At 47.8% G+C, this 14,336-nt stretch carries 11 protein-coding genes and 1 tRNA gene; 10 read left to right on the top strand and 2 right to left on the bottom strand.

Translation table 11 applies throughout. The features are described 5' to 3' along the window. The first annotated feature begins 29 nt into the window (after nt 1-29). From JNN12_10510 to JNN12_10500, 3 genes are all read left to right on the top strand, one after another. On the top strand, nt 30-635 hold the full coding sequence (locus JNN12_10510; protein MBL7978760.1) for an RNA polymerase sigma-70 factor: 606 nt from the start codon (nt 30-32) through the stop codon (nt 633-635). After that, a complete protein-coding gene (locus JNN12_10505; protein ID MBL7978759.1) occupies nt 628-1,560 on the top strand; it encodes a FecR domain-containing protein in 933 nt (310 codons plus the stop codon). The genes JNN12_10510 and JNN12_10505 overlap by 8 nt, the downstream gene beginning before the upstream one ends. Nucleotides 1,561-1,671: 111 nt before the next feature. Continuing rightward, nucleotides 1,672-4,404 carry a hypothetical protein gene (locus tag JNN12_10500; protein MBL7978758.1) on the top strand — a complete coding sequence of 911 codons (2,733 nt, stop codon included), beginning with the start codon at nt 1,672-1,674 and terminating at the stop codon, nt 4,402-4,404. A gap of 710 nt (nt 4,405-5,114) precedes the next feature. Here the strand turns inward: JNN12_10500 and JNN12_10495 are convergent. Continuing rightward, nucleotides 5,115-7,241: an elongation factor G gene (locus tag JNN12_10495; protein ID MBL7978757.1), complete on the bottom strand. Its 2,127-nt coding sequence runs from the start codon at nt 7,239-7,241 to the stop codon at nt 5,115-5,117. 180 nt (nt 7,242-7,421) lie between these two features. Here JNN12_10495 and tsaB point away from each other — a divergent pair, with 180 nt between their 5' ends. From tsaB to JNN12_10475, 4 genes are all read left to right on the top strand, one after another. Further along, a complete protein-coding gene (gene tsaB, locus JNN12_10490; GenBank protein ID MBL7978756.1) occupies nt 7,422-8,165 on the top strand; it encodes a tRNA (adenosine(37)-N6)-threonylcarbamoyltransferase complex dimerization subunit type 1 TsaB in 744 nt (247 codons plus the stop codon). Nucleotides 8,166-8,191: 26 nt separating this feature from the next. Continuing rightward, nucleotides 8,192-9,049: an acetyl-CoA carboxylase carboxyltransferase subunit beta gene (locus JNN12_10485; protein MBL7978755.1), complete on the top strand. Its 858-nt coding sequence runs from the start codon at nt 8,192-8,194 to the stop codon at nt 9,047-9,049. Nucleotides 9,050-9,224: 175 nt separating this feature from the next. Continuing rightward, complete coding sequence (locus JNN12_10480) at nt 9,225-9,668, top strand: DUF1573 domain-containing protein (protein ID MBL7978754.1); 444 nt, start codon at nt 9,225-9,227, stop codon at nt 9,666-9,668. A gap of 34 nt (nt 9,669-9,702) precedes the next feature. Beyond that, nucleotides 9,703-10,239 carry a hypothetical protein gene (locus tag JNN12_10475; GenBank protein ID MBL7978753.1) on the top strand — a complete coding sequence of 179 codons (537 nt, stop codon included), beginning with the start codon at nt 9,703-9,705 and terminating at the stop codon, nt 10,237-10,239. A gap of 62 nt (nt 10,240-10,301) precedes the next feature. Here JNN12_10475 and JNN12_10470 read toward each other — a convergent pair. Next, nucleotides 10,302-10,386 (bottom strand) — tRNA-Leu (locus JNN12_10470). A 98-nt stretch (nt 10,387-10,484) separates the two neighbouring features. On the opposite strand from JNN12_10470, the gene JNN12_10465 reads away from it, so the two are divergent. The 3 genes from JNN12_10465 to JNN12_10455 all read left to right on the top strand — a co-directional run bounded on the left by JNN12_10465 (nt 10,485) and on the right by JNN12_10455 (nt 14,333). Beyond that, nucleotides 10,485-11,294 carry a cytidine deaminase gene (locus tag JNN12_10465; GenBank protein ID MBL7978752.1) on the top strand — a complete coding sequence of 270 codons (810 nt, stop codon included), beginning with the start codon at nt 10,485-10,487 and terminating at the stop codon, nt 11,292-11,294. A gap of 59 nt (nt 11,295-11,353) precedes the next feature. Further along, nucleotides 11,354-13,480: a hypothetical protein gene (locus JNN12_10460; GenBank protein ID MBL7978751.1), complete on the top strand. Its 2,127-nt coding sequence runs from the start codon at nt 11,354-11,356 to the stop codon at nt 13,478-13,480. An 88-nt stretch (nt 13,481-13,568) separates the two neighbouring features. After that, nucleotides 13,569-14,333: a hypothetical protein gene (locus tag JNN12_10455; protein MBL7978750.1), complete on the top strand. Its 765-nt coding sequence runs from the start codon at nt 13,569-13,571 to the stop codon at nt 14,331-14,333. Nucleotides 14,334-14,336: the final 3 nt, after the last annotated feature.

Here is a 14,336-nt window from a genome sequence, read left to right as displayed (position 1 = left end):
ACATTAGTTACCTCTAAGTTTGATCCCTTATGCACCCCATTCGTGCGATAGCGCAAATACAAGATCCGCAACTATTGGGACTTCGGCTGAAAAACGAAGATCAAGAAGCATTTTCGGCATTGTTCCAGCTTTTTAGGGTTCCTTTAATGAACTATGTTTGGTGGATTGTTCGAGACGAAGCGGTAACGGAGGACATTGTGCAGGAAGTGTTTATCAAATTATGGAACATCCGCTCAGAGATAGACGGACATAAATCCATTCGCGCCTTGCTTTATACCATTGCCAGGAACTTGGCGCTGAATGCCAAACGAAGTTTCCATCAACAAATGGTGCAAATAGAGGCGGCAAATCACACGTTATCTGCTGATCCGAACCCATTGGAAAGTCTGGAAACCAGTGCGCTGGCGGAGCAATTAGATGATTGGATCGAAGCCTTGCCGGAACGTAGAAGAGAGGCTTTTCGGCTGAGCCGCTTTGAAGGGCTAAGCCACGACGAGATTGCTGAATTGATGTCGCTTTCGCCTGCAACAGTGAACCGCCATATTGGACTGGCGCTGCAAACGTTGCGGGATTTGATGATAAAAAATGATTCTGATTGGAAAAAATATGTCGAATTTAACACCAAAAATGCCTAAAAAGTTACAAGACGTATTCAAGGAACTGCCCGAACTGCCCACCGAAGAGGTTGCAGACCTTGCGTTGATGTGGCAAATAACCGATAAAGCGGATTTCTCGCCTCGGTTTAACGATGCAACGCAGGAAGCCCGTATGTGGGAAGCCATTGCGCAAAAAACCATCGTGCCTTCGGAAACATCCAAACGTCTGGCTCAGGTACGTCCCATGGTGCGCAATTCTTGGATGTATGGCATTGTGGCCTCGCTGGTTTTTCTGGTGGCCTCGGTTGTTTTGTATAAAATGGTGCAACCAGAAATACCCCAAGAACGGGTGTTTTTAGCAAAAGCGGGCGAAATTCGGACTGAAAAACTACCAGATGGTTCGCAGGTGAAACTCAATAGTGGCTCCGAAATACGATTTTTACAAACGGATGCCCACCGTAAAGTTTTATTAAAAGGAGAAGCTTTTTTTGAAGTGTCACACAATGGGAAACCCTTCTCGGTTCAAACGTTTAATGCAATTGTTCGGGTGATGGGGACGCGGTTTAACGTTCGAACCATTGGCCAGAAAACGGAAGTGGTTCTGGAAACGGGGAAAGTGGCCTTAGCGGGTAGCCAAGAGGGACAAGCCTTGTTGCTCTTGCCAGGTCAATGGGCCGAGGTATATGACGGAAAGGTAGAAGACCCGCAAAACATTGAAGTGAAAACTGAACTTTCTTGGCTTAACGGTGGGTTTGCAATGACGAATGTTGCTGTACAAGACCTTGCAGCGCATTTGGTGCGGCTTTATGATCGCCCCATTTTTGTGGAAAACAAGCGGCTTGGCGCCATTGCCATTACGTTGCATTACGCGCAAAGACCAGCTTTGGAAGCCTTATTGACCGACGTGTGTGCCTCGGCATCCTGTCAGGTGGTACCGCAAAAAAATGGATTTGTCCTACGCTAAGTTTTGGGATGAAACCCACTTTTGAAGCATAAAAGCCGCTTGATTTATTAAAATAATCCATTATTTGGCCTGATGGGCCAGATTAAATGAATGGGCTTTTTTTTAAAATACGTGTCGCATATTCTCCGATTTTTTTTCCTTTTTTTGGCGACGCTTCCTCCGCCTCTGACAGCACAAATGGCGAGCCTACAAAGTGCCTTATTGACCTCGGCCAGTGCTTTGGGGATTAATTTGGTCTATCGGGCCGAAATACCTTTGGGCGTCTCTACACAATGTGTTCGATTACAAGGAAAAGCGGAACAGGTTTTATCTTGTTTGCTTCAAAATACAGGATTGCAGTTTCGGAAAATTGGCCACAATACCTATCTGATTGAGCCAGCGAAGGAAAAACAGATCGTTCGTCCACCTTCGCTATCCTATGCACTGTATGGAAGCATACGAGAAGCCGGGACAGGAAAACCCTTGCCGTACGCCACGGTTTGGTTGGCGGAAAACCAGCAGCGGATTGTTTTGGACGAGAAAGCGGGGTTTTCGGTGGAGGGCTTGTCGCTACCGCACTATGCCTTGCACGTTCGGTTATTGGGCTATGAACCCCTGACCATTCAGATACGCCACACCGCAACACGTTCAGACTCTCTTCAAATCCGCGTAAAACCCCTACCTTTAGAAGTGCTTCCGGTCATCATCGAGGGCAAACAAGGACATTTAGGGTTGGGTGAAAGCGAGGTGATGGACGAGGTACGCCTTGCTCTACGGGGGTTGGGGACGGCAGATGTGCTCCAAAGTACAGCTACCTTGAACGGGGTGTATATGAACGACGCACGGGGCGAAGTACACATACAGGGCGGCGAATCAGGTGAACACCTGATTCGCTTGGACGACATGCCCGTTTTTGAACCCTTACAATTGAGGGGGATTGTTAGTACGTTTTCTCCTTTTGCCGTAGGGCAAATGACCTTGCATAAGGCCGGATTTGGGGTGGAAGAAGGCAGTGCATTGGCAGGCGTTATGGCCTTTGAGCACAATTTGCGGCTTCCTGAGCACCAGAATCGGGCGATAGAAACCCAAATAGACCATTTGAGCCTAAATACTCGGTGGGCGATGCGGCGAGAAAATAAAGAGGTCCGGGTGAAAGCCATGATTTCCGCACGCCTCAGCTTGGGTAAAATGTACCAATCCACCACGATGTCGCGTGTATTGCAAAACTGGGGCTATCCGGATGAGTTTTTGCCCTTTGCCGCCATTGTACAACGTAATCCGCTGTTTTTTGAAGCAGCACGTACCTTGAAAAACCCCGACTTGGCCGCGTTTGGGCAAACCAAAGCCGATTTTAACGACCTTCATGGGGCCGGAAGATGGGATTGGGGCAAAAGCCATGCCCTGCAAGTCGCCTTTTACCTCGGTTGGAATACCTTGAGTGGTAATGCCTTAACAACCGACACCACTGCGCAGGTCATCAATCGAGACTTTTACCGCTGGGGAAACGGGGCTGGCCGGGTTTCTTGGCGCTATTTGTCCCCCAAAGGTATTTTGAGAACGGTAACAGTGATGGCGGCAATCTACCAACTTGCACACCAATACAACTATTTGGATAACTTAAGGTTTGTTCCAATCGTCTTGCCAGATGGAACCGTGCTCGAATTGCGCGATGACCCCGTTCCCGCCGATGATGGCAACCGCTATCAGGAAGGTTGGCTCCAGACAAAATGGACGGCCTTACGTTGGACAGTGGGGGCCGAAGGCGTGTATGCGGTAAACCGTGTTGGATTAAAACATTGGACCACGCAAACCGTGGACATGGCGATAAAACAACCACGATGGGCTGTCTATGGAACATATTCTCATCATATTGGCACCTATACTATTTTAGAAAGTGGGTTTCGTGGGACATGGCTTATCGGAAAAGGGGTTTATCCCGAACCAAGGTTCACGGTACGGCTTTTGAACCGTCCTGCCAAATACGGTACATTTTCGGGCTTTTTATCCTTCGGTATCTTTCGTCAGTTCATACAACAATTCGAGTATAGTAGCTTTAGCCCAAGCGCCTTATTGCCTTCTTTGCGTTTTTGGGTTCCCGTTTCGGATCGCTACGTCCCTTATGCCCGACATATTGCGGCCCGACTGGACTGGAAAACAGGTTTTGGGCTGGAATTGGGGGGCGAGGTTTATCAAAAAAAACTCAGAAACCTACGTATTTTAGACTACGGGCAATTGTGGGCATTGTCTGAGTCGCACCAAACCGCCACCCAGATCGAAGCACTGACGGGGTTTGCATGGGGCCAAGCCGTCGGCTTTGGATTGGAACTCAAGGCCCGAAGTGCAATGGCCGAAGGGGTGATTCGGTACGATTATGCCCGTGCCTTGCGTACCATTAAACCCGTTGCAGCCGTAAACCAGTTGGTACACGCCGATGCAAAACCTGTGGCATGGTCGGAGCCGGGCCGCTGGCTCTTTGCCACAAAAGCGGCATTTGCCACACATTGGAAGTGGACGCTCAATGGCCGCGTCAGCAAGGGACGGCTGTGGGCCTTTCGTAAAGCCTACTACGACTACCTCACAAATTCTGGCATGGAAGCCGTCTTTGGGGCCTATAACCTGCAAACGCCGGAAGCGCATGCCCTCCCTTTGTTTATGCAGTGGGATACCGGAATTTCTTATACCCGTGTGCTAAAAAAAGTCACAGTTCAGACGCGGGTGGAATTGCTCAATGTCTTCAACCGGAAAAATGTGGCTGAGTGGTGGTTCGAACGGCCCCAGATTGGTCTTTCTGGATACGAATACCGACTCCAAGAACGTACCCTCACTCCTTTTATGCCTGCTGCTTCTCTTCGCTTAGATTTTTAAAGGGCATAGCTGTATTGGTATTTATTACTATGAAAATAAATAAAGTTGATTAAAGTTAATACTTTATAGATGTTTTGGTGTGGATTATATACCAATGGAAAAACGTTCATCTATGACTAGCATATCAGCGATCGCTCGTAGTTCATTAAGCCTTCCTGCGCCCCAATACCGTTTTATTTTCCTCAATGCCTGAAGTTCTTTTGGTGTCCCGTATCATTGCCCCACCCCATCAAGTAGTATCGGCATGAATAAGCGAAGCTTCGGTGGGTGGAACCGTAAATGTTCTAATATCCGGCTCTTCTTTTTTCAATATTTGGGGATCAATCATGGTATTATTAATTAAGGGTTATCGCATTTTTATAAAGCCCCACAAACTCCGCCGCTGTTTGCTCAAAGATGCCATTTTATTCCCACGTCCTATTTTTACCGCGCCAAACATTGCGTAATCGCTGGATAATTCCGTAAAACCGCTGCACTCTGGGAAGCCTTGGTGTAAGAGGTATTATCGTGGTGAAATACCAAAAATACTAGGCGCAAGTACAACGAGATTTTGCGGAGTTGGAAAAACCCTAAATTTGATGGGTTTCAGCATATCGTCCGTTGGTCATGAGGTGAAAAGGTATTTAACATTCTGAACGTTGAACCCAATAAAAAAACACCCTATTTCGTAAAACAGGGTGTTTTTAAGAACCATCTTTAGCCCATGTTTATCATTCCTCATCTTTGATTTTTTCAGCCGAAGCAATGACTTTTTCCTGTTCATTACGGGGCATATTTTCATAAGAATGGAATTGTTCCTTATGGATGCCGCGTCCTTGGGTGATGGACCGCAAATCCGTAGAGTAATGATAGAGTTCGGATTGTGGAACCAAGGCGGTAATGGCTTGTAGCGCCCCCACGGACTCCATGCCCAGAATACGTGCCCGACGAGTATTAAGGTCGCCCATCACATCCCCCATAAACAAATCCGGAATAGTCACAGTTACCTCATGAATAGGCTCCAGCAGGACAGGTTTTGCAGCATTAAAAGCCTGGATAAAGCACATTTTGGCGGCCGTCTTAAAGGCATTCTCGTTCGAGTCCACGGCGTGCATCCCGCCATAATGGATCACGACACGCACATCGCCCACTGGATATCCGGCGAGCGGGCCGGTTTGCAGACGTTCGCTTACGCCCTTCTGGATGGCGCCAAAGAAACGGCGCATGTCTATCACCCCCCCCACGATCGCATCAATAAACTCAATTTTAGACCCCCAAGCCGTTTCGATCACCGCTACATTTCGGGGTTGGATGTCCGCTGGCGGCACAAATTCGCCTAATAGCGGCTCTACGAGCATCGAAATGTCTGCAAATTGGCCTGCCCCGCCTGTTTGTTTCTTATGACGGTATTGTGCCCTTGCTTGAACGGTCACGGTTTCGCGGTAGCCAACTTTGGGTTTTTTGAACTGAATCGCCACCTTGAATTGGTTTAATAAGCGTTCTTTGGCCACGTCTAAGTGCATATTGCCTTGTCCGCCGAGTAAGGTTTGGCGAAGGTCGGCGTCATGAATAACCACCAACGATGGATCTTCCTCGTGCAGGCGATGAATGCCTTGTGCCAACTTGTCTTCCTCGCCTTGCTTCAGCGTCACCACCGACTCCATAAAGCGTGGATTGGGGAAGTTGATGGGTTGGATTTCGTATTCGGTTCCTTTTGCACGCAAGGTGTTGTTGGTATGGGTATTTCTAAGTTTTACCACAGCCCCAATATCGCCCGCAACAATTTTTTGCACGGTGTCCCGTTGTTTGCCGTTCAAGGAATAAATCTGTCCTAACCGTTCTATTTCACGGGTTTGGGCATTTTCAAGGTCCATTCCGGTTTCAATGGTTCCATGATAGACGCGGAAGAAAGAGTATTCACCCACATGTTCTTCGGCCATGGTCCGGAAAATGAACGCAACGGGCGCACCGTTGGATTCAGGCATTATAGGATTTCCGGAGGCCATAGGCGGAGGAGGCATTTCGGATGGGCGCGGACAGGTTTTGTCCACAAATTGCATGAAGCGCGTTATGCCGATATTGTGTTTGCCACTACATACAAAAACAGGAAATAATTCACGCTTTAGCATAGATTTGTGTAGCCCTTCTCGCATTTGGTCTTCGCTAAGGGTACCTTCTTCAAAATACAACTCCATCAACCCTTCGTCGTTCTCGGCAATGCTCTCAATTAAGTCATTGTGAAGTTTTTCTGCCCGTTCTTTGAACTGTTCGGGGATGTCTTGAACGACCATCTCCCTTGAGCCAGTGGGAAAAGTGATATATTTCATGAGCAGTACATCAATAATAGAGCGCGTTCCTTGGCCAGCGGCTACCTGAACCACAGCAGCTCCTCTTCCGAATCGTTCCTGAATTTCGGTAATACGGGTTTCAAAACTGGACTCCTCCTTGTCTAGGGCGTTAATCAAGAACATACTGGGCGTTTGGAAGTCTTTTGCAAATTGCCAAGCCGCTTCGGTTCCTACTTGTACGCCTGTAACCCCATCAATGACAAATACTGCGGTATCAACCACTTTAAGGGCAGCAATGACCTCGCCGGTGAAATCCAAGTAACCAGGTGTATCAAAAATATTGATCTTGTGCTCCTGCCATTCCGTATGAAGAATAGAGGTGAAAATAGACATTTGGCGATCTTGTTCGCTTTTGTGATAATCGCTCACGGTATTGCCTTCTTCCACGGTTCCCATCCGGTTGATTACCCCGGCATTAAAAAGCATGGCCTCTGCAATGGTGGTTTTACCGCTTCCAGAGTGCCCAACCAAAGCAATATTCCGTGTATGATCTGCATCATAGACTTTCATAAGATCGTTTCTCCTTTATACTGGGTGAAATGAATTGGAAACGCTATCAATCAACTAATTCATGAAGCACCTGCAAGATACAACCCCGTATCAAAATATCAAGTCCCAGTTTAAAACTTGCGCCAAGACCCGATAGATTTTTGGTTTAGTACGTATCTTTCGTGGAATCTCTTATAAGTCATGCCCACAATCTTAGCCATCGAAACAGCAACAGCCTTTTGCAGCGTTGCCTTGGTTGCAGAACAGCACGTATTGGCAGAGCTAACCCTGAACCAACCACGTAGCCATGCCACCCATTTACCAGATATGATTCAGCAGGTGATGCACTTTTCCGGTCTTGTGTGGAAAGACTTGGACGGCATTGCGGTTTCCGTGGGACCAGGCTCTTATACTGGACTTCGGATTGGGGTATCGGCGGCCAAAGCCATCGCCTTTGCCCATGAAAAGCCGCTGGTGGGCGTGAATAGCTTGCGGGGTCTGGCCCAATTGGTAGATCCATTTATGGCTGACGGCGATCTGGTCTGTTCCTTTTTAGATGCTCGCCGCGACGAGGTCTATGCCGCCGCTTTTAGGAAAAAAGGCCCTGTTTTGGAAGGGGAAAAAGATACCACGGCTTTGGTGACTGCCGAGTTGAAGGACTGGCTCGCACCAGAAAGCCTTCCACCCAAACAGTCGGTTTGGCTCGTGGGAGATGGCGCAAGGAAGTGCATCGAACCCTTGGAAGCCGCTGGTTGGAGGGGACGTCTAAACTTGTTACCCGAATCAGCCTGCTTCCCAACTGCACGGGCTATTGCCCAATGTGTAACCGTTTTAACGCCGGAAGATGTGCAAAACGTAAGAGATATGGAACCTTTTTACTATAAAGTATTTGTTGCGGCCAAACCCTCCCGCACCATCCGAGAGCGGACACCACAAAACGATTAACCTAACAACCCCAAACCAACACACCCATGGCCACTTGGTTTAGCCGAAAATCAACCGGCATCAGCCCAGCAAGCACCAAAACCATTGACGCTCCCGAAGGATATTGGAAAAACTGTCCTTCTTGTAATGAAGTATTGAGCCAGCGCCAGCTCGCCAACGAATGGCATGTTTGTCCTAAATGTGGTTTTCACATGGGCTTGGATAGCGAAGGGTATTTTCAGATGTTGTTTGATGACGGAGTATTTGACATTTTTGATGCCCATTTGGGAGCACTGGATGTCCTCGAATTTGTGGATCGGCAACCCTACCATAAACGGATTGCAGCCGCAAAAGCAAAAACCAACCTGACGGATGCGGCCCGTGGTGCTTTTGGAACCATTGGAGGCATACCCGTCTCGGTTGGCTGTATGGACTTTTCGTTCATTGGGGGGTCTATGGGGTCGGTCGTTGGGGAAGTCCTGACCCGTGCCATCCGTCGTGGCGTAGAGCGAAAGTGTCCAGTGGTCATTATTTCGCGTTCAGGGGGCGCACGAATGCAAGAGGCCTCGCTAAGCCTCATGCAGTTGGCCAAAACGAGTGCCAATTTGGCGGTATTGGCCGAGCATAAATTGCCCTATGTTTCGGTCATGGCGGATCCAACCACTGGCGGTGTGTCTGCTTCTTTCGCTATGTTGGGCGATGTGAATATCGCAGAACCAGGCGCCTTGATCGGGTTTGCTGGGCCTCGAGTGATCCGCGAGACCATTGGCCAAGATTTGCCGGAAGGCTTTCAACGCTCGGAGTTTTTGTTGGAAAAAGGTTTTCTGGATGATGTGGTGGACCGCCGTAACCTGAAGTCGTACTTGGCAAATCTTTTTAAACTAATTATGGAACCTGTTGCATAAAACCAACATCAGCTCAAGGCCAAACGCATGTGATATCAGGTTTAAACGGCAAGTTATGGAAGACCGGTTTCAGGTACTTAATTTAGTAGGCCCGAATAAACCTTTTTACGATTTCTACGACTAAAGTGTGTAAATAAAAACGCCAGAAAGGCAGTATCACAAAACAAATACAAAAATGAAAAAACTTTTCCTACCATTTTTCGCCTTATTGATAAGCGTGATAAGTGTTTTTGCACAACAAAATGAGGCTCCCATTGATGGCCCCAAGTTGATGTTGGACGTTGAACATGTTGATTACGGTAAAATAGAGAGAGGTTCAAATCCCTATCGGAAAGTCATCATTAAAAACGTAGGCAATAAGCCTTTGACCATTGAGTCGGCAAAGTCAAACTGTGGATGTTTGATTCCTAAGGTGTATGACGGCATAAACATACTACCTGGCAGGACCACCGAGATGCAGTTACGATACGATACGCTACGAGTAGGGCCTTTTACAAAGGTAGTGACCCTCGTAACCAATGAAAAAGTGGGCGAATATATGCTAAAGGTAAAAGGACATGTAGTATCGTCACAAAATCCTGATGATATGACACCTATACTCACTAATCCAGATAATTAAACGCTTGAGAGGCCCATGCTGAAGGGTTAATCGTATGTTCTCGATTATTAAAAAACCCATCTACCAGAGATGGCCACTGTTTTTATGTGCCTTCCTCATTGCTTCGACGGTGGTTTATGCCCAAACTTCAGACTTTCCGGGTATGTGGGTTGGGACATGGAAAGGTAAAATGTACAGGTATGCGCAGGGACAGTTAAGGGATTCGGTGCAGGTCGAGATGCACATTAATCCCCTTAAGGAACCGAATACGTGGCAATGGAAAACAACGTACTTATCCCCTCAAAATACAGTCATCAAAGATTATGTGCTCAAGTCTGTAGAGGCTACCAAGGGACATTTTAGGGTGGACGAAGGTGATGGTATTATACTGGATGCCTTTTTTTTGGGAGGTAAGTTATTTCATCTGTTCGACGTTAAGGGCCTCTACCTGACGGCAACGTATGAAATGCGGGAAGATAAATTGCTTTTTGAGGTAACTTCGGGAAAGCGTCTAAACACCACGGGCAGCGATGTCACAAATTATTCGGTGGAAAACCTCCAACGAAGCTTGCTTCAAAGGTACAACGATTAATGATGAAGCTGGTAGGGTCATAAAAAAGCGCGAACTTTGAGGAGTTCGCGCTTACTGTTGTGTGCCGAAGGGGGGACTCGAACCCCCACGGCAATCGCTTACCGACGGATTTTAAGTCCGTTGCGTCTACCATTCCGCCACTTCGGCTAAACAGGACTCTCAATGTAAGGAAGCTCGGCAAAGAAATCAATTGTAAAGATGTTAATTTTCTACTTTTGACCGTATCTTAGAGAAAAAGTGCTGTCATGAAGTCTGATCAAGCCGCCATTATGGCTTCGTTGCGTCGTCATTTGACGCCATTTGTAGAACGGGCCTACGCACCCTATTCCCAAAAAAAACAGGCCGTTATCCTTCAACTTTCAGATGGGAGTTGGGTGGCCGGATCGCGGGTTGAAAATGCGTCTTATTCGTTGGTGATTCCCGCAGCCATCAATGCTTTTTCTACTGCCGTTGCGATGGGTCGGAAAGATGTTGTTGCTATGGTGGCAAGTTACCCCATTGAACGCGAGGAAATGCTTTATCTGGAACGAGTAATGGGGCTTTCGGTGTCTTTAATTTATGAAGATGTTTTGTTGGTTGGGACGGTTAGACAACTGCTTAAACCTACGGAGCCTCTTATTCCTTATTATCCGGCCAATATTCAGCGAAGGGAAGACGGGCTTCGTTCGGCAGGTTTTGCAGCACAACAAGCATTTATTCCGGAGTCTGATTTTCCCGTTGGCTGTGTTGTCCTGAGCAAAGAGGGTTATATGTGGCCGGGTTGTAATGTGGAGTCATCAGATTGGCAGCGCGTTATTTGTGCGGAGCGGAATGCCTTGGGCACTGCCGTAACCTATGGATTTAAAAACTGGTCTGTTATGTATCTGAGTTGTCCCAAAGATCCTTCTGGAACTCCTTGCGGGGCTTGTCGCCAGGTGATGATAGAATTTGCGCCAGATATGGAACTTGTCATGGACCGGGGCTTAGAAGCACCCTTTGTGATAAAGGTACGGGATTTGCTGCCTTTTTCGTTTACTGGCGACACCCTGAAAAACGAAGGAACGTCGTTCGATTAATTAAAAAATGCGCTGCCTGATCTCCACGCGACGCCCACTCCTGAACTGAACTTGCCTGCATGAGCCTTACGTTTGGCCTTTCACCTTGGATATTAATACCAGCATTACTGGTTGCCGCCGCCTTCACTTGGTGGACTTATGGGCGTAGCCGTCCTGCATTATCACTGCCGAAACGGTTCTTATTATCTGCATTGCGTTTTTTGACGCTGGCCATTGTCTTGGTATTGCTCTTCGAGCCCATTCTGCGTATGATTCGGGAGCTACCAAAACGCCCCGTGATTGCCTTTCTGGTAGATACTTCCAAAAGTGTAGGGTTGCGGGAAAAAGAACTTCGTACAGCGCTTCAAAAATTAAATTGGTCAGAGTTAGACGCCACCATAAAAGTCTATACGTTCGACTCGGCAACGAAGCCGCAGGCGTTAGAAAAATTATCCCAAACTCCCCTTCGCGGTGAACGGACGGATTTTTCTACGGCACTCGTCAAAGTCCGAGAAGAATTGGGGGATGACAATTTGGGCGGTGTGGTCATTTTATCGGATGGGCAGTACAACACAGGCCGCAACCCCCTCTTTTTGGCAGAACGGTTTCCTGTTCCAATCCATACTGTTGTGGTGGGAGACTCCACCCGATCGCGTGATGTCCAAATTCGGAAGGCGATTACCAATGAATTTGTATATCTCAACACCGTTGTGCCTGTACAAGTAGGGGTTCGGAACGATGGTTATGACGGCCAAACGGCAACCATAACCCTTAGTGACAATGGGCGGGTGGTTGGCAGTACTACCATCAAATTGGTGGCTGGGCAAGAAGTGACCTCGGAGGTCTCCTTCCAGCCTTCTCAATCGGGATTGCGGCGATTAACCGCATCGGTCACGCGGTTTGATGGTGAATTGACCCACGAAAACAACCAAACCACGGTGACTGTTCAGGTGCTGGACAATAAATTGCGGGTCTTGTTATTAGGTGGTGCGCCGAGTCCAGATCTTTCCGCGCTCCAACAGGTTTTGCTGAGCGATCCGAACCTGGAGGTTTCTCAATTGGTTCAAAAAGCACCCGGACAATATTATTTTGGTGGTTTCCCGGATAATTTTTCTGGTTATGATTTATTCATATTGCATGGCTATCCGGGGCCTGGTACTTCAGCTGCAGAAGTCCAAAAAGTGGCCAATGCCGCCCGTGAAGGCAAACCGTTGTTCTTTTTTATGAGTCAACAAACCAATCTTGGATTGCTTCGGGACGGATTGGGTGATGTTCTGCCTGCAAAGCCCACAGTGGTTCGGAATACTTATGTCGAAGCGTTCTTTAGCCCATCTGCCGGGGGGGCGGTACATCCGATACTTGAAATGGAAGCACCTAAAATAGACCTATGGAAGCAATTGCCGCCTTTGCTGTTTAACCAAAGCCGATGGGAATTGGCACCAGAAACGCGCATTTTGGCATCGCCCCAGATCAATGGGGTGATATTGCCGGATCCTCTATTGGCGGTACGGTCACGCGGGAAAATCCGATCCGCAGCCTTATTGGGGGCTGGCATTTTTCGTTGGCGGAGTTTACCTGAAGATTTAGATGCCTTGAAAGGGTTTTTGCCGAACCTCACCCTGAATAGCCTACGCTGGGTAACCTCGCGTCAGGATGATAAGCCCGTTCGGGTGCGGTCAACACGCACCCTTTATGGAAGCGGTGAAGCCGTACAGTTTTCAGGCCAAGTCTTTGATGAAAGCCTGAATCCTATTGATCGGTCATTGGTACAGTTGACCATTTCAGGACCCGATGGCGATGAAATCCCTTTGACGTTAGGAGGACTAGGCAGTGGGCGCTATTTTGGCGATGCGGGCACGCTTCCACCTGGTAGTTACACCTATCGGGCAACGGCAAAATTGGGAGAACAAACATTGGGATCGGATGCAGGTGCCTTTGCTGTGGGGGCTTTAAGCTTAGAGTTTCAGGAAACTGCTGCAAATGCAGGTTTGATGCGGGGGGTGGCGCAACGCTCTAACGGGCTTTTTTTACATGCAAAAAATGCAGGGTCCTTCATCCAACGCCTAAAAGAATCGGGTAAAATAAAACCAACTTTTTCTAAACAAGAAACCGATCTGGAGCCTTGGACGCTGTGGTGGCTCCTGCTTATCCTTGTTTTGCTCCTCTCGGTGGAGTGGTTTCTGAGAAAACGCAATGGTCTTTTATAACATTTTCTCTTAATCTTATAAGATTTTGGGTGTTGAATAGGCATCAAAGAGCGTAATATGATTTCCCCTTGATTTATCGAGAAGTTGAATGGATGACTTTTTATGGCTACAAAGCCGATATCTGACCTTGCAATCCGGGACTACCGGGCTGTCCTTTGAGGCGCTCAGCCGTTTTTCTGAACCGCTGTGGGTTTTTTATGGCTTGGAAAAATCCGCCGTTCTGGATGAACTGGAATATGCCGAGGATTTAGACCTGATGGATACAGCAGTTTCTATCTTAGAATCTGCACGACTTTTTTGGGCCTATTTCAGAACACCAAAGGAAGAGAAAGCTGAAACGCTGGGAATGCTGGAAGACCGTATGTTGGGCGAAGCACCCGAACCGGAAGATCAGGAAGATTTTCGGGAACTGGTAGAAAAAATGGAAGCAGGGTTTAAGCGGTTTTCCAAAACTGCCATTCAACAGGCCGAGGAAAACAGCGGATATAAAACCCAAACCTTTCAGCAAGTCATTGAAGCCTTAGAAGCTGATCAGCCTACGCCAGCAACCACCGAAATTTTTCTGGCGGACGATGGCGATGACGACGTTATGGCACAGTCGCCCGATGTACTTGCTCGGTTTGCGGCTCCTTTGTTGGAAAAAATTGACCCCGCAGACCCCGATGCCTTTGATGAATCGTTTAGCAAAGCCGCCGACTATTGGGAGTACGCCCGATCACCTGAGTCCGAAAAACCTCGGCTTTTGATGGTGCTGAAACGTAAATATGCCAAAAAACCGGAAGAATTGGCTTTGATTGAAAACGAGGCCCAAATGATGAGTGAACAATTTGTCCGAATGTTTTCTGCAAAATAGACC

This window comes from Bacteroidetes Order II. bacterium, from assembly GCA_016788705.1.
Classification (GTDB): domain Bacteria; phylum Bacteroidota; class Rhodothermia; order Rhodothermales; family UBA2364; genus UBA2364.
Note: the sequence above shows the minus strand (reverse complement) of the source record. Positions and strands in the feature narration are given on the sequence as shown.